Here is a 22,464-nt window from a genome sequence, read left to right on the forward strand (position 1 = left end):
GTTCAGCGGCTGACGGCGAGCCGGGCCAAGGCCGAGCGCAGGGGCTCCCAGCCGCGGGAACGCCGCAGGCCGCGGTTGCGGGCCCGCACCAGCGGGCGCCAGAAGTCCGCTTCCAGCAGCGCCTCGGGCTTGACCGCCCGCACCCGTTCCAGAACCGCCTCCGGCACCTTCTGCGGGTCGGGGACCTCGTACTCGGCGATGATCTCGTCGTACTTGTCGTGCAGCACCCTGTTGCGGGGATCGGCGCCGAAGACGACGAGCTGCCCGGTGGGCTGCGTGTCGACGAGGACGGTGACCAGGTCGGGCCGGTAGCGGCCCAGGATCTCGGTGACCTTGTAGACGTCGCCGGTCCAGGCGGTGGTGTGCCGGTCGCGGGCCGCCTCGTCCACGCTGCGCGGCAGCATGTCGTCGAAGACGATCACGCTCGACCAGTCCGCGTGCTTCTCGACGTTCATGAAGTCGCGCAGGGCGTACTCGAACAGGTGCATGCCGTCGATGAACGACAGGTCCAGGGTGGTGCGCCGCCAGTAGCCGAACGGCGCGCGGCCGCGGCGCAGGTTGCGCAGCGGGTGTCGGCCGCCGCGCAGGTGCGCGAGGGGGTTGTCGCGGGCGAAGAAGTCGTCGCTGGTGGCCTTGACCAGGTGGACGTCGCACCGGATCTCGGTGACCACCTTGAAGGCCGGGTCGACGGCGATGCTGGGGACGCGCGACAGCTTCAGGCTGCGGCCGTCGTTGACACCGATCTCCAGGTAGTTGCGGTTCGCGCTGACCTTGTGCAGTTCCCGCAGGAACTCATGGCGTTTCACGAAGGGACTCCTTGCGGATGTGAGGCAGGGCTTCGTGCAGGGCGGCACGCCAGTCGCGCAGCGGCGGCAGGCCGAGTTCCAGCCACCGGCCGTGGGCGAGAGCGCTGTAGGCGGGGCGGGGCGCGGGCCGGGGATAGGCCGCGCTGCCGACCGGGCGGACGCGGTCCGGGTCGGCGCCGAGGCCGTGGAACACCTCGCGGGCCAGGTCGTACCAGGTGGTCTCGCCGGAGCTGGTGGCGTGCAGGACACCGCTCACCCCGCGGCCCACGAGCGGGCCGAGGTCGGCCACGCGTGCGGCGACGTCCGCGCTCCACGTCGGCTGCCCACGCTGGTCGTCGACCACGTCGACGGTGGCGCGACGGGCTTCGAGATCCATCATGGTGCGCACGAAGCTACGGCCGTGGACCCCGTAGAGCCAAGCGGTCCGCACGATCACGCCGGTGTCCGGGAGTCCCTCCAGCACGGCGCGTTCGCCCGCGAGCTTGGTGCGGCCGTAGGCGGTGCGCGGGGCGGGCGGGTGGTCCTCGGGGTAGGGGGTGGTCGCGTCGCCGGGGAAGACGTAGTCGGTGGAGACGTGGACCAGGCGGGCGCCGGCCGCGGCGCAGGCGCGGGCCAGGTGGCGCGGTCCGTCGCCGTTGACGCGCAGCGCGCGGTCCTCGTCCGTCTCGGCGTCGTCGACCGCCGTGTAGGCGGCGCAGTTGACGACCACGTCGGGCCGGTGCGCCGCGACCGCGTCGGCGACGGCGTCGTACCGGGTGACGTCGAGGGCGCCGCGGTCCAGTCCCGTCACCTGTTCACCGCGCCGGTCGAGCACGTCGGTCATGTCCCGGCCCAGCATGCCGCCGGCCCCCGTGACCAGCCACCTCATGACGTCTCGCGCAGCGCCGCGCGCCGCTTGAGCGGCTCCCACCAGGCGCGGTTGTCCCGGTACCAGGCGACGGTCTCGGCGAGGCCGGCGGTGAAGTCGCGGCGCGGGCGGTAGCCGAGTTCGTCGCGTGCCTTGCTCCAGTCGACGGAGTAGCGCAGGTCGTGTCCCTTGCGGTCCGCCACGTGCTCGACCCGGTCCCAGCCGGCGCCGCACGCCTCGAGCAGCAGGCCGGTGAGTTCCCTGTTGGTCAGTTCGGTGCCGCCGCCGATGTTGTAGACCTCGCCGGGGCGGCCCGCGGTACGGACCAGTTCCACGCCCGCGCAGTGGTCGTCGACGTGCAGCCAGTCGCGGACGTTGAGTCCCTCGCCGTAGAGGGGGACCTTCTTGCCGTCGAGGAGGTTGGTGACGAACAGCGGGATGACCTTCTCGGGGAACTGGTGCGGGCCGTAGTTGTTGGAGCAGCGGGTGACCCGCACGTCCAGGCCGTGGGTGCGGTGGTAGGCGAGCGCGAGCAGGTCGGAGGACGCCTTCGAGGCGGAGTAGGGGGAGTTGGGCCGCAGTCGGGCCTCCTCCGTGGTGGACCCCGTCTCGACGGATCCGTAGACCTCGTCGGTGGAGATGTGCACGAAGGTCTGTACCTCGTGCCGCAGGGCCGCGTCCAGCAGGGTCTGCGTGCCGACCACGTTGGTCAGCACGAAGTCCTGCGCCCCGGTGATCGAGCGGTCCACGTGGGACTCGGCGGCGAAGTGCACGACCTGGTCCGCGTCGGCCATGAGCTTTTCGACGAGCTCGGCGTCGCGGATGTCGCCCTGCACGAACTGGAGACGGGGGTGGTCGAGATCGAGGTTGTCGAGGGTGCCCGCGTACGTGAGCTTGTCCAGCACGGTGATCCGGGGCGCGCCCGGACCGTCGTCGTCGAGCAGGGAACGCACGTAGCGGGAGCCGATGAAGCCGGCGGCGCCGGTGACGAGGAGATTCATGTGTGGATCTGCACCTTGCTGTGGTCGCCGAGGACGAGTCGGTGGGCGCTGGGCACGCTGGGGGCCGGCGTCACCTCGACGTGCCGGCCGATCAGCGAGTTCTCGATCCGGCCCACCCCGCTGATCGAGGAGTCGCGCAGCACGATGGAGAACTCCAGCTCGCTGTCGGTGATGCGGCAGTTCTCCGCGACGGAGGTGAAGGGGCCGACGTAGGAGTCCTCGACGACGGTTCCGGCGCCGATGACGACGGGACCGACGAGGCGGGAGTTCACCACGTGCGCCCCCTCCTCGACCACCACGCGCCCCACAGTCTCCGACGCCTCGTCGACGTCGCCGTCGATGCGCCGCTCGACGCCTTCCAGAACCGTCCGGTTGACTTCGAGCATGTCGACGACGTTCCCGGTGTCCTTCCAGTAGCCCTCGATGAGGGTGCTGCGCACGTCGGCGTGCTGGTCGATCAGGTGCTGAATGGCGTGGGTGATCTCCAGCTCCCCGCGCCAGGAGGGACGGATGGCGCGCACCGCGTCGTGGATCGCCGGCGTGAACAGGTAGACGCCGACCAGCGCGAGGTCGCTCCTGGGATGCTCGGGCTTCTCCTCCAGGCGCACCACCTGACCGGAGGCGTCGAGTTCGGCGACGCCGAAGGAGCGGGGGTCCGCCACTTTCGTGAGCAGGATCTGCGCGTCCGGCCGGTTCCGGCGGAACTCGTCGACGAGGGCGGTGATGCCGCCGACGATGAAGTTGTCGCCCAGGTACATCACGAAGTCGTCGTCGCCGAGCCAGTCCCGCGCGATGAGCACCGCGTGGGCCAGGCCCAGGGGCTTCTCCTGGGGGATGTAGGTGATCTCCAGACCGAACTTGGAGCCGTCGCCGACCGCTTCCTGGATCTCGGCGGCGGTGTCCCCGACGATGACGCCGACCTCGGTTATCCCGGCGTCCGCGATGGACTCCAGTCCGTAGAAGAGCACGGCCTTGTTGGCCACGGGCACGAGTTGTTTGGCCGACGTATGCGTGATCGGCCTGAGTCGTGTACCAGCACCGCCTGACAGCACGAGAGCCTTCATCTGCTTCACCTTAGCCGCGATCCCGGCAAGGGGATCGGGACAGATGTGGCCGGTTCGTTACGGCGATGCCGCGCCGGGGCGTCCGACGGCGGCGGTGACGCCTGCCGTCCGGGGTGTGTTCAGTCCTCGCCCCGCACTATGTTCCAGTCCGGGCCCAGTTGCGCCGTCCGGGTGGGGCTGTCGTCCACGACGGCCGGGACGCAGGTCCGCACGACCCTCTTCCCCCGCAGGCGGCGGGCTTCCCGCCAGCCGGTCTCGGGATCGCGGTCGACGGGCTTGTCACTGGTCTGCGACGTCACGGCACTTCATCTTCCTTCTGTTGCACGCTCTGCCTCCCCGCCCGCACGGGGCCGGGACCCACCGCTCGTCCGCGGTGTCCTCACGAGTCCCCGGCAGGGATTCGGCCAAACGCGGCACACGGACACCACAGGCCCCGTGTGGAGCGCCTTCAGCCGGTACGGCGGCGGCGTTCGGGTCACGGACCGCCGACCGCGAGCTCCGCCCACACCTGCTTGCCGCCGCTGACCGGTACGGTCCCCCAGGACAGCGACATCGCCTCGACGAGGAGGATGCCGCGCCCGCCGGTGGCCTCCCAGCCGATGCTGGTGGGCTTGACGGGGGTGCGGGGGGAGGCGTCGGCGACCGAGACGCGCAGCCGGCCACCGAGCAGGGTCAGGTCGAGGCGGACACGGCCGTCGGTGTGCACGAGGGCGTTGGTGACGAGTTCGGAGACCACCAGCAGCGCGGTGTCCAGGTCGTCCCGCGACAGGCCCCAGACGCGCAGGGTCCGCCGGGTGAAGCGGCGGGCGTGTCCGGCGGCCTCCGGCACGCGCCAGACCGTCCATGTCTCGCGCAGCGGGCGCAGGGCCATGCCGTCGTAGCGCAGCAGGAGCAGGGCGACGTCGTCGGCTCGGCGGGCGCTGCCGAGGAGGGCGTCGGCGACGGCGCCGAGATCGCCGGGGTCGCAGGCGGCGAGTTCGCGGGCGAGGCGGGCGAGGCCCTCGTCGATGTCGGAGCCGGCGGACTCCACGAGGCCGTCCGTGGTCAGGGCGATCACCGTCCCGGGCTGCAGCCTGAGCGGGCTCATCGGGAACCGCGCCTGCGTGAGCACCCCGAGCGGCGGTCCTCCCTCGGCGTCCGGGACCTCGGCGTGCCCGTCCGGGTGCCGCAGCACCGGCGGCAGGTGTCCGGCCCGGACGTACCAGGCGGAGCCCTCCTCCATGTCGATGTCGACGTAGGCGCAGGTGGCGAAGAGGTCGGTCTCCAGGTCGGCCAGCAGGCGGTTGGCGTGCGAGACGACGACGTCCGGCGGATGGCCCTCGACGGCGTAGGCACGCAGCGCGGTGCGCATCTGGCCCATGAGGGTCGCGGCGGCGGTGCTGTGGCCCTGGACGTCGCCGATGACGAGGGCGACGTGGTTGTCGGGCAGCGGGATCACGTCGTACCAGTCGCCGCCCACCTCCAGGCCGGCGGTGGCGGGCAGGTAGCGGGCGACGGCGACCGCGCCGGGCAGCGGGGGCAGGCGGCGGGGCAGCAGCTGGCGCTGGAGCATGCCGACCAGTTCGTGCTCGGCGTCGAAGGCGTGGGCGCGCATCAGGGCCTGCCCGGCGAGGCCGGCGGAGGCGGTGAGCAGCGCGCGTTCGTCGGGGCTGAAGTCGTGCGGGGCGTCCCAGCCGATCAGGCAGGCGCCGGCCATCCGGTTGCCGGCGGGCAGCGGCAGCACGGCGAGGCCGCCGGGTCCGATGCCGGCGAGGGCGGCTTCCAGGGCGGCGCCCGCGGGCCAGATCTGGGTGCGGCCCTCGCGCAGCGCGGCAGCCAGGGTCGGCATGGCGCGCACCGGGGCGTCGGGCCATTCCGAACGCCACTCCAGCCGCCACAGCTCCGGCCAGGACTCCGGTTCGGGCGGGTCGAGGACGGTGACCACGAGCCGGTCGCCCTCCAGCTCGGCCAGCGCGATCCGGTCGGCCCGCAACGGCTTGCGCAGGGCGGCCACCACGGCCTGGCCGACGTCGCGGACGGTGCCGGCGGTGGCCAGGGCGGCGGCCAGCCGCTGGACCCGGGCGACGTCGGTGACGTCGGAGCGCAGCGTGGAGGCGTCGACGACCGTGCCGACGAACCGGACCGGACGGCCGTCCCCGCCGGGCAGCAGCCGCCCGCGCAGCCGCAACCACTTCGGCGGGCCTTCGGGCTGGAGCACCCGGAACTCCAGCTCGCGCTCGCCGGCGGGCATGTGGTCGGCCTCCACCACGGACATCAGCGCGGGCAGGTCCTCCGGCACGGTCAGTCCGAGCAGCGTCTCGGCCTTGCCGTCGAACTCCTCCCGGGTGAGGCCGACCAGTTCCAGGATGCCGTCGCCGACCTCGATCCGTCCGGTGTCCGCGGCGAGGACGAACGCGCCCGGCGGCAGCGCCCCGCCCTCCGCGGCCTGCTCGGGGGCGGGCAGGGCGACGGCCTCGGCGACCAGTTCGAGGGTGCGGCGGTCCTCGGCGCCGAAGCCCCCGGGCCGGTCACTGACGGCGACCAGGCAGCCGCCGCCCCCGTCGGCGGCGCGCGCCGGCAGGACCGCGACGTGGAACTCCGGCGACGGCGTGCGCCGGGAGTCGGCGCACTCGGCGACCTGCTCGGGCCCGAGGAAGACCGGGCGGCCGGTGCGGTGGACGTCGGCCACCGGGGAGCGGCCGGAGCGGGGGTAGCCGTCGCGGAGCCCGAACAGGGTCCGGGGCACGCCCACCGACTCGGCCAGGCACAGCAGGTCGCCGTCCTCGGACGGGGCGTACACGGCGGCGAACGCCGCCCCGGCGAAGACGAGTGCCTGCTCCAGCACGCGGCGCACCCGTTCGGGCGCGTCCGGGCCGGTCATGAGCACCTTCAGGGCACCTTCGGCACGCAGGCTTCCGGTTCTGCGTTCCGCAGCGCCCTCACTGACCACGTTCGTCATTACAGCGCGTATCCGGCGCCCGCGCAGCCCCCGTGAACGTCCTGCGGCCGTCCCGCACCCCGGCACTCGAACAGACCGAACAGGTCTTGACCCGTGCGTATCGCACCGTGCACTCGTGACAGGCGTGACTGTCGGGCCCGCCGGCCGGCTGGAAGTCTCGACACCGGCCCACCGAGGGGGGATCGATGGACAAGCGGTACGAGGTGTACGCGCTCGCCGACAGACACTTCTACGAGACGCCGGACCGGCTGTCCGCGGCCGGGCAGGACACGGCGCTGTACGAGACGGCCCGCCGCGAGGTGCCCGAGGGCTGGGACGCGGCGCGGATCGGCGACTGGCTGACACTGACGCCGCAGGCCGCGGACGGGAGCCCGCTCGCGGGCCCGGCGCAGGGCTGGAAGATCCACGCCTCGGCGACCCGGGAGAACGCGGAGCGGATCGCCGGCATCGTGTGGGACTACTGCGTGCCGCGCCGGATCCCCTTCAAGTTCGTGCCGGGTCCGCACCTGCTGCACCTGCGCAACACCAAGTACGCGGGGCGCGACACGAGCGGCAAGTTCGTCACCGTCTACCCGGCCGACGAGGAGCAGCTGCACCTCGTGCTGCGCGAGCTGGGCAGGCTGCTGGAGGGCTTCGAGGGGCCGTACATCCTCACCGACCTGCGCTGGTACGACGGTCCGCTGTACGTCCGCTACGGCGCGTTCGCGCGCACCTACGTCGTGGACGAGCGGGGATCGCTGGTGTTGGCGGTGCGGGACGGCGAGGGGCGGGCGGTGCCGGACCGGCGGGCGCCGTCGTTCCAGGTGCCGGAGTGGGTGACGCTGCCGTCGTTCCTTCAGCCGCATCTGGAGGCCCGCAACACCACGACGGTGGGCGAGCTGCCGTACCGGATCGAGAAGGCGCTGCACTTCTCCAACGGCGGCGGGGTGTACGTGGGCACCGACACCCGGGACGGCCGGAAGGTCGTGCTGAAGGAAGGCCGGCCGCACGCGGGGCTGGCCGCCGACGGGGCCGACGCGATCGCCCGGCTGGAGCGGGAGAAGCAGGCGCTCGAGCAGGTGGCGGGCACCGGCGTGGTTCCGGAGGTGCGGGACTGGTTCACCCTGGGCGACCACCGGTTCCTGGTGATGGACTTCCTCGAGGGGCGCCCGCTCAACTCCTTCTTCGCCCTGCGCCATCCGCTGCTCTCGCCCGATCCGGACCCGGACGCGGTCGCCGCGTACACACGGTGGGCGGTGCGCATCCACCGGGCGGTGGAGCGGGCGGTGGAGGCGGTGCACGCGCGCGGGATCGTCTTCAACGACCTGCACGTCTTCAACATCATGGTCGCCCCGGACGAGGAGTCGGTGCACCTGATCGACTTCGAGGCGGCCGCACCGGTGGCGGAGGGCGCCCGACAGGTCGTCGCCCACCCCGGCTTCTTCGCCCCGCCCGACCGGACCGGCACCGACGTCGACCGTTACGCGCTGGCGTGCCTGCGGCTCGCCCTGTTCCTGCCGGTCACGACGCTGTTCGTGGTGGACCGCGGAAAGGCGGCGCATCTGGCCGAGGTGATCGCGGAGCAGTTCCCCGACGTGCCCGCCGGCTTCCTGGACGAGGCCGTCGCGGAGATCACCAGGGGCACGGCCGTGGGGTCGCCGGCGTTCGTGCGGCCGGGCGACTGGCCGCACAGCCGGGACTCGATGGTCAAGGCGATCCTCGCCTCGGCCACCCCGGAGCGCGAGGACCGGCTCTTCCCGGGGGACGTCGCCCAGTTCTCCGACGGCGGCGGGCTCGGGCTCGCCCACGGCGCGGCCGGTGTGCTGTACGCGCTGGCCCGGGGCGGTGCGGAGCGGTACGAGGAGGGCGAGCGCTGGCTGCTGGCCCGCACCGACCCCGCCCCGCCCGGCACGCCGCTCGGCCTGTACGACGGTCTCGCGGGCGTCGCCCACGTCCTGGAGCTGCTCGGTCACCGGCAGCGGGCCCTGGACATCGTCGGGGGCATCCTCGCCGAGCGGTGGCAGAACCTGTCCTCCGACCTGCACGGCGGCCTCGCCGGGCTGGGGCTGGTCCTCGGGGAACTCGCCCGCCGCACGGGTGAGCCGGAGCTGCGGGAAAGGGCGGCCGAGGCCGCGCGGATCCTGGTGCGACGGCTCGGGGAGCCGGCCGCCGAACGGCGGCGGGCGGGACTGCTGCGCGGCGCGAGCGGCCAGGCGCTGTTCCTGCTGCGGCAGTACGAGCTGACCGGCGAGCGGGACCTGCTGGACGCGGCCGCCGTCGCCCTGCGCCGGGACCTGGATCTCTGCGTCGCCCAGAAGAACGGCGGCGGACTGGAGGTCGACGAGGGCTGGCGGACGCTGCCGTACCTCGGCGACGGCAGTGCCGGCGTCGGCATGGTCCTCGACGACTACCTCGCCCACGCCGCCGACGCCGAGTTCGACAAGGCCCGGGCCGGCATCCTGACCGCGGCCACGTCCCGCTTCTACGCGCAGTCCGGGCTCTTCCAGGGCCGCGCCGGGATGATCCTGCACCTCAGCCGCACCACGCACCCGGACGCCACCGGCCGGCGCCGCGCCGAGCAGATCGACGCGCTCGGCTGGTACGCGATGGCGTACGAGGGCCAACTGGCCTTCCCCGGCAACCAGATGATGCGACTGTCCATGGACCTCGCCACCGGAACGGCAGGGTGTCTGCTCGCGCTCGCGGCGGCCCTCGACGGCGAGACCGAGGCACACCTGCCGTTCCTGCCGCCCCTGCGGCGGCCCACCGAACGCGGCTCCGCGATCTGACGGAGTCGTGACACAACCCCGTCCCCATCAAGGGAATCAAGGGTCAACCCCAGTGAAAGGAAACCCACATGGCACTGCTCGACCTGCAGACGATGGAGTCCGAGGAGCACACCGACGGCGGCGCGAGCACGGTGAGCCTGCTCTCCTGCGTGAGCGCCGCGAGCGTTCTGCTCTGTCTCTGACGCGACCCAGCGCCTGAGGCTCCGGGCGGTCCGCTCCCGTGGGGAGGGGGCCGCCCGGGGTCCTGCGCGCATTCCTGCGATCCCGGATGCGAGGCCGCGGCCGTATGACCACTCGTGCCGAGGACGGACACGCCCCCGACGTGATGCGCCCCGCCACCCGCCACAGCGCGGCCCGCTGCGCGGCCCTGTGCCTGGTGAGCGTGGCGGCCACCGGTGGCGGACTGCTGCTGCCGGCCGCGCTCGGCCGGACCCTGGACCTGCTGCTGGCGCACGCCCCGGCGACCGGCTGGGTGTTCGCCTGTGCCGGGCTGGTGCTGCTGCTGGCGCTGCTCGACGCCTGCCAGAGCGTGCTCGCCGGCACCGTCGACGCCCGTACCACGGCCTGGCTGCGCCGCCGGCTGACCGGCCATGTGCTGGCGGTGGGCCCGCGGGCCGCCGACCGATTCGGCTCCGGCGACCTGGTGGCGCGGCTCGTCGGCAACGCGGCGCAGGCCGGGACGGCTCCGGCCGCCCGGGCGGCGCTGCTCGCCGCGCTCGCCGGCCCGCTCGGGGGGATGGCGGCGCTCGGCCTCATCGACCCGTGGCTGGCGGTGGTGTTCCTCGCCGGGGCGCCCGTGCTGACGCTGCTGCTGCGGGCGTTCACCCGGGACACCACCCGCTGCGTGGCCGACTACCAGCGGGTGCAGGGGCGGATCGCGTCCGCGCTCGCGGAGGCCGTCGCCGGCCACCGCACGATCCGGGCGGCGGGCACACAGGACAAGGAGGCGGCACGGGTGCTGCGGCCCCTGCCCGAACTGTCCGACGCCGGGCACCGCATGTGGCGGGTGCAGGGCCGGGCCGCCGCCCGGGCAGTCGCCGTGGCGCCGCTGCTGCAGCTCGGCGTCGTCGCCGTGGCCGGGGTGCTGCTCGTGCGGCACCGGCTGTCGGTCGGCGAGGTGCTGGCCGCCTCCCGGTACGCGGTGCTGGCGACCGGCGTCGGCGTGCTGGTCGGGCAGTTCGCGAGCCTGGCCCGGGCCCGGGCGGCCGCCGACCGCCTGGGCGAGGTGCTCGCACAGCCCGCCCCCGTCCACGGCTCGCGCCGGCTGCCGGCCGGTCCGGGCCGGCTGGAGCTGCGCGGCGTGACCGCCCGGCGCGGCGGGCGCACCGTGCTCGACGGGGTCGACCTGGTCGTGCCGGGCGGGACGACCCTCGCGGTCGTCGGCCGCTCGGGGGCGGGCAAGTCGCTGCTCGCCGCCCTGGCCGGACGCCTCGACGACCCAGAGGCGGGCGAGGTCCTGCTGGACGGGGTACCGCTCGGCGAGCTGACCCACGAGGAGCTGCGCCGGGCCGTCGGCTACGCCTTCGAGCGGCCCGCGCTGCTGGGCGCCACGGTCGAGGACGCGATCGGCCTCGGGCTCGTCTCCCCCTCCCCCGCGCGTATCCGCGAGGCCGCCCGCACGGCCTGCGCCGACGACTTCGTGCGCCGGCTGCCCGACGGGTACGCCACCGCCTGCGCCGACGCGCCCCGCTCCGGCGGTGAGTCCCAACGCCTGGGCCTGGCAAGGGCGTTCGCGCACGACGGACGCCTGCTGATCCTCGACGACGCGCTCTCCAGCCTGGACACCGTCACCGAGGCCCGGATCACCCGGGCGCTGCTGGACCGCGGCTCGGGCCGCACCCGGCTCCTGGTCGCCCACCGCGCCGCGACCGCGGCCCGCGCGGACACGGTGGCCTGGCTGGACGCGGGCCGGCTGCGAGCGGTGGGCCCGCACGCACGGCTGTGGCGACTGCCGGAGTACCGAGCCGTGTTCGCGGACGGGGCGACGGAATGACGGACGGCGAGGCGACGAACTGCCCGCACGGCCGGGTGACGGACGACCAGGTGATGGACGGCACGGACCGCCAGGTGACGGATGGCCAGGTGACGGGCGACGGGACGGCGACCGGCGAGGTGACAAGCGGGGAGACAGCGACCGGCGAGGTGACAAGCGGGGAGACAGCGACCGGCGCAGTGACGAGCGACGGAACGGCAACCGGCCAGGTGACGCACGGCGAGACGACGACCGGCGCAGTCACGGACGGCGAGACGGCGACCGGCGGGGCGACGAACGCCGGAGTGACGAGCGCCGGGGCGGCCACGGGCGAGGTGACGGATGGCGGGACGGCGACCAGCGAGGTGACGGACGACGGGACAGCGACCAGCGAGGTGACGGACGACGGGACAGCGACCAGCGAGGTGACGGACGACGGGACAGCGACCGGTCAAGTGGCGAGCGGCGGTAAGGCGACCGGTGGGGTGACGAGCGGCGGGTCGGCGGGCGGTGGGGTGTGGCCGCGTGGGCTGCGGTTCCTGCGCGGCCGGTGGCGGGTCGTGGCGCGGCTCGGCATGTGGTCGGGGCTGGAGACGGCGCAGACCTTCCTCACCGGCTACGCCCCGGCGCGCGCCCTCGACGAGGGGTTCCTGCGGGGGCGCGCGGACGTCGGGCTCGTCTGGCTCGGTGCGGCCGGACTCGGCGTCGTCCTCGGCGCGTACGGGACGGCGCGCGTCTACGCGGCCGTGGCGGCGCTCGTCGAGCCGCTGCGGGACCGGCTGGTGCGGCGGGTGGTCGAGCGCGGGGTGCGCCGGGCGGACGGCGCGGCGCTGTCGGGCCTCACCCAGCAGGTGGAGATCGCGCGGGACACCTTCGCCGGGCTGGTGATGGTGTCGCGGGCGTTCGTGTTCACGGCCGCGGGCGCGCTCGTCGGCCTGTTCTCGCTCGCCCCGGTGCTGCTGCTGGTCGTCGGGCCTCCGCTGGCGGCCGGCGTGGCCCTGTTCGCGGCGACGCTGCGCCCGCTGGCTCGGCGGCAGGAGGCGTTCCTGGCCGCCGACGAGGCCCTCGCCGCCCGGCTGGGCGAGGTCTGCCCCGGGCTGCGGGACATCACGGCGACGGGAGCGCAGTCGCGGATCGCCGCCGACACCGGCACGCGGGTGGAGGCCGAGCTGCGGGCCGCCCGCTCCCTCGCCCGCTTCGGCGTGCTGCGGGTGGCGTCCCTCGCGGTCGGCGGGCAGCTGCCGATCGTGCTGCTGCTCGCCGCGGCGCCCTGGCTGCTGGCGCACGGCGTGACCACGGGCGCCCTGGTCGGCGCGCTCGCGTACGTCACCCAGTCCCTGCTGCCCGCCCTGCGCAACCTGGTCCACGGTCTGGGCACCAGCGGCTCCCGTCTGACGGTGGTCCTGCGCCGGCTGACGACACCCGACGGCCGCGACGCGCCCGATGACGGCCGTGTCACCCTCGACGACGACCGTGTCACCTCCGGTGACGACCGCGACGCCCCCGACGGCCCTGCCGCCCCCGGCGCACGCGCGGGCTCCGGCGGGAGCGAGGCCGGTTCCAGGGGCTCCGGCCGCCCCGGCAGCACCGTCCCCGGCCCCGCCCCCGCTCCCGCTCCCGCTCCCGCCCCCGCCCTCACCCTCTCCTCCGTCGCCTTCGCCTACGGCCCGCGCGCCGCGCCGGTGATCGACGGCCTCGACCTCGAGCTGCCCGTCGGCTCCCACCTGGCCGTCGTCGGGCCGAGCGGAATCGGCAAGTCCACGCTCACCGCCCTGGTAGCGGGGGTGCTCGAGCCGAGCCGCGGCACCATCCGCGTGCTCGGGCATCCGGTGCCCTCGGCGGCGGCCGCGGCCCGGCGGGTGCTCATCCCGCAGGAGGCGTACGTGTTCACCGGCACCCTGGCCGACAACCTCGGGCACCTGCGCCGGCGGCCCGTGTCCGAGCGCGAGCTGCTCGCGGCGGCCGACGCGGTCGGGCTCACGCCGCTCGTCGAGGCGCTCGGCGGCCCCGACGCCGAGGTGGACCCGGCCGCGCTGTCCGCCGGCGAGCGCCAGCTGATCGCGCTGGCCCGCGCCTACCTGTCGCAGGCCCCGCTCGCCCTGCTCGACGAGGCCACCTGCCATCTGGATCCGCCGGCCGAGGAACGCGCGGAACGCGCCTTCGCCGGCCGGCCGGGCGGAACGCTGGTCGTGGTGGCCCACCGCATCAGCTCGGCCCGCCGCGCGGACCGCGTGCTCGTGATGGACGGCCGGGAGACGGCGTACGGGACCCATGACGAGCTGCTGCGCTCCTCGGAGCTGTACCGCGAGCTGGTCGGCAGCTGGGGGCCCGCGCCCGACGGCCGGTCACAGCCAGCCCTCCCCCTGGGATATGCGGATGGCGTCGATGCGGTTGCGGGCGCCGGTCTTGCGCGTGATGGCCGCCATGTAGTTGCGCACGGTCCCGTGCGACAGGTGGAGGCTCCCGGCGATCTCCGCGATGGAGGCCCCCGCGGCGGCGAGTGACAGCACACTCAGCTCCCGCCGGGTGAGCGGCATCTCGGCGGCCTTGAGGAAGCCGAAGCCGAGCGAGTCGTCGACGAAACGCTCCCCTCGGGCGACGCGCCGTATGCCGTGCACCAGGCGGTGGGGCGAGCCGCCCTTGTCGACGTAGCCGAGCGCGCCCGCCTCGGCCGCCCGCTTCAGCAGACCGGGCCGGTGCGCGCTGGCGAGCACGAGCAGGTTCGGGGCCGGCCGGCCCGGCAGCTCCGGGCACAGATCACCGAGCGGCGGCGGGGCGGCGGAGTCCGAGGATTCCAGGTCCGCCGCGCAGACCTCGGGCCGCAGGGCCCGCACCCGCCCCGGGGCGCTGTGCCACGGCGCTTCCTCCACCGCCAAGTCGGGTTCCTTCCGTAACCACTCCGCCAGGACCGATCGCACCAGACACGCGTCGTGCACCAGAAGTACCCGGATCACTGCCGTCCCTTCAGCCTGCCGTCGCCGGTTTAACGGTGTTGAGAGCGCGTGCCCCATTGTTGGCGCTCATGACGGTCTTCAGGCGCGCAGAACCGGCCATCGGGTTGCGCGGGGGCGCGAACATGGCGCGCGCGCATCTCGGCACGCATCGACTGAAGGGGCATGGGTCGGGGCCTTCGGGGTACAGCGGCGGATTCACCGCGTGGCGGGCACCCGGGTGCCGGTAACCTGCCCGTCACCTGCCGACCGGCTCGCTCGCACCGTGCGCGTCCGGCCGTCGCGAGGGAGATTCGAGGCTGGACCCCGTCGCCCGGCCGTGTGCGAGGAGGTGGTCGGTGTGTCCGACGGGCAGGCGCCGGCGTCGACGAGGAGGCGGGTGGGCCGCCCGCTGCTCTCCCTGGCGCTGGCGTCGATGATGGACGAGGTCCACGCGCACTCCGGCGCGGTGTACCTGCTGGCGGCCGACGCGCCGGTGCTGGAGATGGCGGTGATGGCGGGGCTGCCCCGGGCGTTCGCCGCGCCGTGGGAGCGGGTGGGACTGAACGCGCCGATCCCGATGGCCGAGGCCCTGCGCGAGCGCCGACTGGTCTGGGTGGGCAGTGAGGAGGAGATGGCACGCCGCTATCCCCGTATCTCCGTGGTGCTGCCGTATCCCTTCGCGCTCGCCGCGGTGCCGGTGGCCACCGCGGCCAGGCCCTACGGCGCGCTGTTCCTGATCTGGCCCGGCTCGCGCACGCCGGAGCTGACCGAACGGGACCGCAACCACCTGACCGCGGCCTGCGACCGGCTGGCGACACGGCTGGAGCGGGCTCTGCAGGAGAGCCGCCCGCTGCCCGCGGAGCCCGACCTGCCGGCCGCACCGACGAGCGCGGTCGCCGAGTCGCTGGGCACGGTGGAGGCGGCGCGGATGGCGGCGCGGCTGCCGTACGGGCTGTGCTCCCTGGACCTGCACGGGCGGGTCCGCTACGCCAACGCGGCGGCGGCCGAGCTGATCGGCGTGCCGGTCGGCGCCCTGCTCGGCGCGCAGTTATGGGCGGCGGTGCCCTGGCTGGACGACCCGGTGTACGAGGACCGGTACCGGGCCGCGCTGCTGAGCCAGCACAGCACGTCGTTCGTGGTGCTGCGCCCGCCCGGCGACTGGCTGTCGTTCCGGCTCCACCCCGGCAGGACGGGGATCAGCCTGCACATCACCCGGGCGCGGGCCGTGGCGGAGACGAACCGGACCGGTCCGCGGACCGGGGACGCCCCGCCCCGGCTGGTCACCATCTCGCAGGTGCTCTCGCTGGTCGGCGCACTCACCGAGGCGGCGGGCGTGCGGGACGTGCTGCGGGTCGTGGCGGAGGAGATCGCGCCCGCCGTGGGCAGCCAGGCCCTGGCCGTGCTCGGCTCCCGGGCGGGCCGGCTGCACGTGCTGGGGCAGCACGGTCACCGGAAGGCGGATCTCGCGGAGCGGTTCGAGGCAGTGCCGCTGAGCGAGCGGGCGCCGGGCGCGCAGGCGCTGAACACCGGCGTGCCCGCGTTCTTCGAGTCCCGGGAGGACCTGGAGCGTCTGTACCCGGCACGGTACGCGGCACCGGAGGGTTTCGGGGCGTGGGCGTACCTGCCGCTGATCGCCTCCGGGCGTCCGGTGGGCGTCTGCGTGCTCTCCTACGCCGGGCCGCACCCCTTCCCCCCGGACGAGCGGGCGGTCCTCACCAGCCTGGGCGGGCTGATCGCGCACGCCCTGGAGCGCGCCCTGCTGTACGACGCCAAGCACCGGCTGGCGCACGGTCTGCAGCAGGCGCTGCTGCCGCGCTCGCTGCCGCCGTTGCCCGGCGTCGAGGCCGCCGCGCGCTACCTGCCCGCCACCAAGGACATGGACATCGGCGGCGACTTCTACGACCTGATGCCGACCCCGGGCGGGGCGGCGGCGGTGATCGGGGACGTACAGGGGCACAACGTCACCGCGGCCGGGCTGATGGGGCAGATCCGTACCGCCGTACGCGCTTACACGGCCGTCGGCCAGGCGCCCGGGGAGGTCGTGCGCGGCACCGACCGGCTGCTGATCGACCTGGGCGCCGACCTGTTCGCCAGCTGTCTGTACCTCCGGCTCGATCCGGCGGGCGGGCGCGCGGTGATGGCCCGCGCGGGCCATCCGCCGCCCCTGCTGCGGGAGCCGGACGGCCGGGTGCGGGTCCTGGAGCTGGCCGGCGGTCCGCTGCTGGGCGTCGACGGCTCGGCCGACTACCCGGCGACGGAGGTGGACCTCGCCCCCGGTTCGGTGCTCGTCCTGTACACCGACGGTCTGGTCGAGTCGCCCGGTGTCGACATCGACACCGCCCTCACCACCCTGGGGCGGGAGCTGGCACGGGCGGGCGACCGGCCTCTGGAGGAGCTGGCCGACCATCTGCTCCAGCACAGCGCGGCGGCGCGGGAACGACTGGACGACGTGGCGCTGCTGCTGCTCCGGACGAAGGGGTGGCCGGCGCCGCCGGGCGGTGCGTGACACGGCGTGGTCCGGCCCTCCCGCCGAAGGGCCGGACCGTCCACTGTCGGCCGGAACCGCGGGTGAGGCCGATCAGTGGGTCTCGGTGAGCTGCGAGCCGTCCTCGGCCCCGGCGCCGGACTGGTCACCGGCACCGGACTGGTCACCGGCACCGGTCTGGCCGGCGCCGGACGGGCCGGTGGCCGTCGCGGACGGGTCGGCCGTCCCGCCGCCGACCGCGTCGCCGCCGCCCGCCTGGTCACCGGCGCCCGCACCGGCCCCCGCGCCGGCGTCGCCGAGGGTCGCGCCGGTCGCCTGGAGTGCGGTGGTGACGGGCTGGAAGAAGGTCTCGCCGCCGGTCGTGCAGTCGCCGCTGCCGCCGGAGGTGAGACCGATCGCGCTGCCGTCCTGCGTGAACAGGGAGCCGCCGCTGTCGCCGGGCTCGGCGCAGACGTCGGTCTGGATCAGGCCGGTGACGGTGTCCACGCCGTTCGGGTCGGTCTCGCTCTGGAAGTTGACGGTGGCGTCGAGGCCGGTGACCGTGCCGTCGTGCAGGCCGGTGGTGCTGCCCATCCGGAAGACCTGCGCGCCGACGGTGGCCTCGGCGGCCTTGGCGATCTGGACCGTCTGCCCGCCGCCGACGTTGACCTCGCTGGCGGCCTGGGTATTCGGATCGTCGTACTTCACCAGGGAGAAGTCGCCCTCGCCGGGGAAGGTGGCCTGGTCCACGGTGGCGATGGGCTGGCCGGTCTGGGAGTCGGACCACTGTGCCGCCGCCACTCCGCAGTGACCGGCGGTCAGGAAGGCGGGGCTGCCGTCGCTTGCGGTGACGTTGAAGCCGAGGGAGCAGCGGACGGTGCCGCCGCCGGCCTGGGCGAAGATGGCGTCGCCACCCGACACGAAGGTCTTGAACGTGCCGGCGGACTTCTTCAGCGTCGCCATGCCCGAACCGAGGCTCCGCACGGTCGACTCGAGCCTGTCCCACTTGGCGCCGGTGACCGTGCTGTCGGCGGTGACCACGATCTTGTTCGTCTTCGGGTCGACGGCCCAGGCGGTACCCGGGATGGTCGCGTCGGCCTTCAACGTCTGTGCCCCGGACTGGAGTTCGGCGAGGCTGTTGTCGACCTCGCGGACCGTGGCGCCCGCCTTCTTCGCCTGGACGACCGCGTTGTTGCCGTTGCCGGATATGACGTTGACGACGAGCTGCTTGCTGCCGGCGTCGTAGTAGGAGCCCGCAAAGGCGTCGCCGAGCATGCTCTGCAGCCGCGAGGCGAGATCCGAGGCGTCCGCCGCCTTCAGGGTCTTGGGGGCGGCGGCGCCGTTCGAGGCGCCGTCCTGGGACGCGTTGGCGTTCGGCAGCAGGATGGCGGCCGCGCCGAGCGCCACGACACTGCCCGCCGCGATCGCGGCCTTGCGCTTCGGAATTCGCTTGTGACTCAAACTTCTCGACCTCCTGAGGGACCGGAGTCCGTGCCGCCGTTCGGCAGCTGTTCGGGGCGCCTGGATGGCTGTTGGTACGCACGGGTCGAGCGGGGCGTTCAATTCCGTTTGCCGGCCCGCGGCGCACCATGCCGAATCGGCCACCGGCCGCATCCCGGCGGGCCGCGTCGGGAACAATCCCCCATATGACGATGAGCACGGCCGAGGCCGACAAGATCCTCACTGCCAACTTCGCCCCATGGGTCCTCGAACTCGGTCTGACCGTGGAGGCGTTGGGCGACGACCGGGCGATCCTGCGGCTGCCCTGGTCGCAGCGGCTGGCGAGGGAGGGCGGCGGCCTGTCGGGGCAGGCGCTGATGGCGGCGGCGGACACGTCGACCGTGATCGCGGTGTCGGCCGCGCGGGGGGCCTTCGTGCCGATGACGACGGTCCAGCAGTCGACGTCGTTCCAGCGGGCGGTGACGGGCTCGGATGTCCTGATCGAGGCGGTCCTCACCAAGCTGGGCCGGCGCATGGCGTTCGCCGACATCACCATGACCGACGAGGCGTCCGGCGAACTCGCGGCGCGCGCGAGCACGGTCTACGCCCTCCTCGGCTGACACGCTCCACACCCGGCACGTCACACTCCGCCCGCCGTCGGCGGCGGAATCGTGGCTTCAGCGAATCTGCACAGCGAACGCCCGAGCGGGGCACGGCGTGCGGAGGATCTGCACACCCCGGCAGCCCTCCGCACGCCGTTGGTGCGGGAGCGCCGGATCCGGGTCCGCGGCCGCAAGTCCTGACGCGCGACGATGGCGTGACGGCTGTGAAGAAGTCGCCACCGAGCCGCGGCATGGCCCCGGTCTCCGGCCTGGTCACCCAGCAGGGTCCGCCCGCGCGGCTGCTCGCGGACACCGGCGGGCGGCTGCACGAACTGGTGCGCCGCCAGATGGCGTGAGGACGCCCGGATAGCGAAACGTTGCCGTTTCGAGGAGCGTGCCCTAAGCTACGCGATGTACGAAACGGTTTCGTTTACCTTCCTTCGCCCTGGAGTGGTTCTCCCATGCCCCAGAAGACTCTCGCCGAGGACACCCGCACGGGTGCCCCGCAGGCACGGCAGGCGGCGTCGGCGAGGCGCTGGTGGATCCTCGCCGTCGTCGCCGTGGCCCAGCTCATGGTGGTGCTGGACGCGACGATCGTGAACATCGCCCTGCCCTCGGCCCAGGCCGACCTCGGCTTCTCCGACGGCAACCGGCAGTGGATCGTCACCGCGTACGCGCTGGCCTTCGCCTCGCTGCTGCTGCTCGGCGGCCGCATCGCCGACCTGTTCGGCCGCAAGACGGCCTTCCTGGCGGGTGTGGTCGGCTTCGCCGCCGCCTCCGCGCTGGGCGGTGCGGCAGGCGGCTTCGGGATGCTGGTGGCCGCGCGCGCCCTGCAGGGTGCCTTCGGCGCACTGCTCGCGCCCGCCGCGCTGTCGCTGCTGAACACCACGTTCACCGACGCGCGCGAGCGCGCCCGCGCGTTCAGCGTGTACGGCGCCATCGCGGGCGCCGGCGGTGCGGTGGGCCTGCTGCTCGGCGGCGTGCTCACCGACGCGCTCGACTGGCGCTGGACGCTGTACGTGAACGTCGTCATCGCCGTCGGCGCCTTCGCGGGCGGCTGGCTGCTGCTGTCCAACCACCGGGACGCCGCCGGATCGAAGCTGGACGTGCCGGGCACGGTGCTGGTCGCCGGCGGCCTGTTCTGCGTGGTCTACGGCTTCTCCAACGCCGAGACGCACGACTGGGGCTCGCCGCTGACCTGGGGGTTCCTGATCGCGGGCGGGCTGCTGCTGGCCGCCTTCGCCGGGTGGCAGACGCGCGCCGCGCACCCGCTGCTGCCGCTGCGCATCCTGCTCGACCGCAACCGCGCCGCCTCGTTCCTGGCGGTGCTGATCTCCGGCGCCGGCATGTTCGGGGTGTTCCTCTTCCTCACCTACTACCTGCAGCTCAACCTCGGCTTCAGCCCCACCGAGACCGGTCTGGCGTTCCTGCCGATGGTCGGCGCACTGATGGTGACCGCCCAGCTGGGCACCATCGTGCTGGTGCCGCGGATCGGTCCGAAGGCCGTCGTCCCGCTGGGCTTCGCCGTCGCCGCCGCGGGCATGGCCTGGCTGACCGGGATCGGCGTCGGCTCCAGCTACGTGAGCGCCGTGCTGCCGCAGCTCGTCGTCACCGGCGTCGGCCTCGGTCTGGTGATGCCGCCGGCCATGCAGCTGGCGACCGGCGGCGTGGCGCCCGAGGACGCGGGCGTGGCGTCCGCGACGGTCAACGCCATGCAGCAGGTGGGCGGCTCGATCGGCACGGCGCTGCTGAACACGCTCGCCGCGAGCGCCGCGACCGACTACCTCAACGGCAAGGACGCGGCCGGCAAGCTGGTCCGGGCCCAGGCGACGATCGAGAGCTACACCACCGCCTTCTGGTGGTCGGCGGGCCTGTTCGCCGCCGGCGCCGTGATCACCCTCCTGCTCTTCCGCCGCGGTGTGCCGCGGCAGGACGCGGACGCGGCACCGGTCGTCCACATGTGACCGACCGGTAGGTGAGCCGCCCGGGTCCGAGGGGCCGCCGTCCGCTGGGCACTTTCCAGGGGACGGCGGCCCCTCGCCGCTGCCGGGAAGCGTCTCGGCCTCTTTTCACCGGCCCCGGCGCGGTCGTTCTCCCTCGGCGGCGGCGGCCTCGCGGGAGTACCGGGGCGGGCGTTCGCCCAGGGTGGGCGGCGTCCGCGGCGGCCCGCCGTCCGGGTGGTACGGCCCGCGCCGCCCGCGTGCGGGGCCCGGCCGGTTTCCTGCGGCCGGGGCCCCGGCGCGGCGCCCGGACCGCGTGGGACCGGCGGGAAGTGGGTACACGCGGGCCCATGCGAATCAGCGTGGTGGATGTGGGGTCGAACACGGTCCGGCTGGTTGTGGCGGACGCGGAGGCCGGAGTACCGCTGCCGGTCCACACCGCCAAATGGCGACTGCGGCTGGCCGAGCAGGTGAAGCCGGGCGCCGCCATTCCCGGGGAGGCCGTCGAGCGCCTGGCCGAGGCCGTCGCCGACGCGAGCCGGACCGCTGCCCGCTGGGGTGCGGCGGGCCCCCTGGCGTTCGCGACCGCGGTCGTGCGCAACGCGCCCAACCGCGAGGAGGTGCTGCGCACCGTCCGCGGCCGGACCGGCGTCGCACTGTGCACCCTGCCGGGGGAGGTCGAGGCCGAGCTGACGTTCCTGGGCGCCCGGCGCTGGATGGGCTGGCGGTCGGGGCCGCTCGCGCTGCTGGACATCGGCGGCGGTTCGCTGGAGGTGGCCTTCGGACGCGGCCGGCTGCCCGACTTCGTGGCCTCGCTGCCGCTCGGCGCGGCCCGGCTGACCCATGAGTTCTTCCAGGACCAGGACCCGCCGTCGCCCGAGATGCTGCGGGCGCTGCGGCGCAGGGTCCGGCACCAGCTGCGGGACGTGGCGGCGCGGATCCGCTGGGAGGGCCCGCGCACCGCGGTGGTCACCTCGCGTACGTTCCAGCAGCTGGGGCGGTTGTGCGGGGCCGCGCCCGGGCGGCACGGCCCGTTCGAGGAGCGGCGCATGGACCGTGCGGCGCTGCGGGAAGCGGTCGGCAGGCTGGCCGCCCTGCCCGCCGCCGAACGCGCCCGGCTCCCCGGCATCTCCGCGCCGCGCGCGACGCAGAGCCTGGCCGGCGCGGTGGTCGGGCACACGGCGATGAAGCTGACCGGGATCAGGACGGTCACCGTCTGCCCGTGGGCGATACGCGAGGGTGTGCTGCTGCGGCACATCGAGGACGGGGCGTCGTGGTGGGCGGAGATCACCCGCCTCAACGAGTCGCCGACTCCCCCGGAGCCCGTTCCGCTGCGTATCGCGACCGCCAGGAACTGACCGAAGGAGAAGGAGGGACCACCCATGTCCGACGCCGAGAAGCACCCGGAGACGGCACTCGGGGAAGTCCTGCGCGAGATCGAGGACGCCGAGACCCGCACCCCCCGCGGCCAGGCCGCCGACCGGCGCCACAGTGGCGAGGCCGGCGACGCGATCACCCCCAACACGCACGCCCAGGAAGAATCCGAGGACGACTGACACGACACGCCTGCCGGCGGGTCCGGCGGGTCCGTGGGGTCAGACCGGACAGCCGGGCCCGACCGGCCCGGCGGTCCGGCTCGCCCCACAGGACCGGCCCGACCTGACCCGACGGCTGAGCCCGACCCACCGG

General features: G+C 74.3%; 17 protein-coding genes and 1 pseudogene. 10 read left to right on the plus strand and 8 right to left on the minus strand.

The window, feature by feature from the left end:
- Positions 1 to 2: 2 nt before the first annotated feature.
- The 6 genes from AB0G63_RS17195 to AB0G63_RS17220 all read right to left on the minus strand — a co-directional run bounded on the left by AB0G63_RS17195 (position 3) and on the right by AB0G63_RS17220 (position 6,656).
- Positions 3 to 806 (minus strand): class I SAM-dependent methyltransferase, encoded by an 804-nt coding sequence (locus AB0G63_RS17195; protein ID WP_360750645.1) that lies wholly within the window; start codon positions 804 to 806, stop codon positions 3 to 5.
- Positions 793 to 1,674 carry a dTDP-4-dehydrorhamnose reductase gene (gene rfbD / locus AB0G63_RS17200; protein WP_360750647.1) on the minus strand — a complete coding sequence of 294 codons (882 nt, stop codon included), beginning with the start codon at positions 1,672 to 1,674 and terminating at the stop codon, positions 793 to 795. Before rfbD ends, AB0G63_RS17195 begins: the two co-directional genes overlap by 14 nt.
- Positions 1,671 to 2,654, minus strand: coding sequence for a dTDP-glucose 4,6-dehydratase (gene rfbB, locus AB0G63_RS17205; RefSeq protein WP_360750649.1), 984 nt, complete (start codon positions 2,652 to 2,654; stop codon positions 1,671 to 1,673). The genes rfbD and rfbB overlap by 4 nt, the downstream gene beginning before the upstream one ends.
- Positions 2,651 to 3,718 (minus strand): glucose-1-phosphate thymidylyltransferase, encoded by a 1,068-nt coding sequence (locus AB0G63_RS17210; protein WP_360750651.1) that lies wholly within the window; start codon positions 3,716 to 3,718, stop codon positions 2,651 to 2,653. Before AB0G63_RS17210 ends, rfbB begins: the two co-directional genes overlap by 4 nt.
- 119 nt (positions 3,719 to 3,837) lie before the next feature.
- Complete coding sequence (locus tag AB0G63_RS17215; protein ID WP_360750653.1) at positions 3,838 to 4,017, minus strand: hypothetical protein; 180 nt, start codon at positions 4,015 to 4,017, stop codon at positions 3,838 to 3,840.
- Positions 4,018 to 4,193: 176 nt separating this feature from the next.
- Positions 4,194 to 6,656, minus strand: coding sequence for a SpoIIE family protein phosphatase (locus AB0G63_RS17220; RefSeq protein WP_360750655.1), 2,463 nt, complete (start codon positions 6,654 to 6,656; stop codon positions 4,194 to 4,196).
- Between the two features lie 185 nt (positions 6,657 to 6,841).
- On the opposite strand from AB0G63_RS17220, the gene lanKC reads away from it, so the two are divergent.
- From lanKC to AB0G63_RS17240, 4 genes are all read left to right on the plus strand, one after another.
- Positions 6,842 to 9,424, plus strand: a complete 2,583-nt coding sequence (gene lanKC, locus AB0G63_RS17225) for a class III lanthionine synthetase LanKC (RefSeq protein WP_360750657.1) — start codon at positions 6,842 to 6,844, stop codon at positions 9,422 to 9,424.
- 68 nt (positions 9,425 to 9,492) lie between these two features.
- Entirely contained in the window at positions 9,493 to 9,606 is a 114-nt protein-coding gene (locus AB0G63_RS17230) for a SapB/AmfS family lanthipeptide (RefSeq protein ID WP_360750659.1), read from the plus strand.
- Between the two features lie 104 nt (positions 9,607 to 9,710).
- A complete protein-coding gene (locus AB0G63_RS17235; protein ID WP_360750661.1) occupies positions 9,711 to 11,417 on the plus strand; it encodes an ABC transporter ATP-binding protein in 1,707 nt (568 codons plus the stop codon).
- A complete protein-coding gene (locus AB0G63_RS17240; protein WP_360750663.1) occupies positions 11,414 to 13,900 on the plus strand; it encodes an ATP-binding cassette domain-containing protein in 2,487 nt (828 codons plus the stop codon). The genes AB0G63_RS17235 and AB0G63_RS17240 overlap by 4 nt, the downstream gene beginning before the upstream one ends.
- On the opposite strand, the pseudogene AB0G63_RS17245 reads toward AB0G63_RS17240, so the two are convergent.
- Positions 13,826 to 14,407 (minus strand): annotated as a pseudogene (locus AB0G63_RS17245) (response regulator transcription factor); the annotation flags it as partial. The gene AB0G63_RS17240 and the pseudogene AB0G63_RS17245 overlap by 75 nt on opposite strands.
- Before the next feature lie 271 nt (positions 14,408 to 14,678).
- Between AB0G63_RS17245 and AB0G63_RS17250 the strand changes: the two are divergent.
- A complete protein-coding gene (locus tag AB0G63_RS17250) occupies positions 14,679 to 16,835 on the plus strand; it encodes a SpoIIE family protein phosphatase (RefSeq protein ID WP_360750665.1) in 2,157 nt (718 codons plus the stop codon).
- A 72-nt stretch (positions 16,836 to 16,907) separates the two neighbouring features.
- Here AB0G63_RS17250 and AB0G63_RS17255 read toward each other — a convergent pair whose 3' ends face one another.
- Complete coding sequence (locus tag AB0G63_RS17255) at positions 16,908 to 18,254, minus strand: S1 family peptidase (RefSeq protein WP_360750667.1); 1,347 nt, start codon at positions 18,252 to 18,254, stop codon at positions 16,908 to 16,910.
- 185 nt (positions 18,255 to 18,439) lie between these two features.
- Here AB0G63_RS17255 and AB0G63_RS17260 point away from each other — a divergent pair, with 185 nt between their 5' ends.
- The 5 genes from AB0G63_RS17260 to AB0G63_RS17280 all read left to right on the plus strand — a co-directional run bounded on the left by AB0G63_RS17260 (position 18,440) and on the right by AB0G63_RS17280 (position 22,331).
- Positions 18,440 to 18,853 carry a PaaI family thioesterase gene (locus AB0G63_RS17260; protein ID WP_360750669.1) on the plus strand — a complete coding sequence of 138 codons (414 nt, stop codon included), beginning with the start codon at positions 18,440 to 18,442 and terminating at the stop codon, positions 18,851 to 18,853.
- A 197-nt stretch (positions 18,854 to 19,050) separates the two neighbouring features.
- Positions 19,051 to 19,191 (plus strand): hypothetical protein, encoded by a 141-nt coding sequence (locus AB0G63_RS17265; RefSeq protein ID WP_360750671.1) that lies wholly within the window; start codon positions 19,051 to 19,053, stop codon positions 19,189 to 19,191.
- Positions 19,192 to 19,296: 105 nt separating this feature from the next.
- Positions 19,297 to 20,799, plus strand: coding sequence for an MFS transporter (locus AB0G63_RS17270; RefSeq protein ID WP_360750673.1), 1,503 nt, complete (start codon positions 19,297 to 19,299; stop codon positions 20,797 to 20,799).
- Between the two features lie 326 nt (positions 20,800 to 21,125).
- Positions 21,126 to 22,133, plus strand: a complete 1,008-nt coding sequence (locus AB0G63_RS17275; RefSeq protein WP_360750675.1) for a Ppx/GppA family phosphatase — start codon at positions 21,126 to 21,128, stop codon at positions 22,131 to 22,133.
- 24 nt (positions 22,134 to 22,157) lie between these two features.
- Positions 22,158 to 22,331, plus strand: coding sequence for a hypothetical protein (locus tag AB0G63_RS17280; protein WP_360750677.1), 174 nt, complete (start codon positions 22,158 to 22,160; stop codon positions 22,329 to 22,331).
- The last annotated feature ends 133 nt before the right edge of the window (positions 22,332 to 22,464 follow it).

The organism is Streptomyces sp. NPDC020996 (genome assembly GCF_040641355.1).
Taxonomy (GTDB): domain Bacteria; phylum Actinomycetota; class Actinomycetes; order Streptomycetales; family Streptomycetaceae; genus Streptomyces.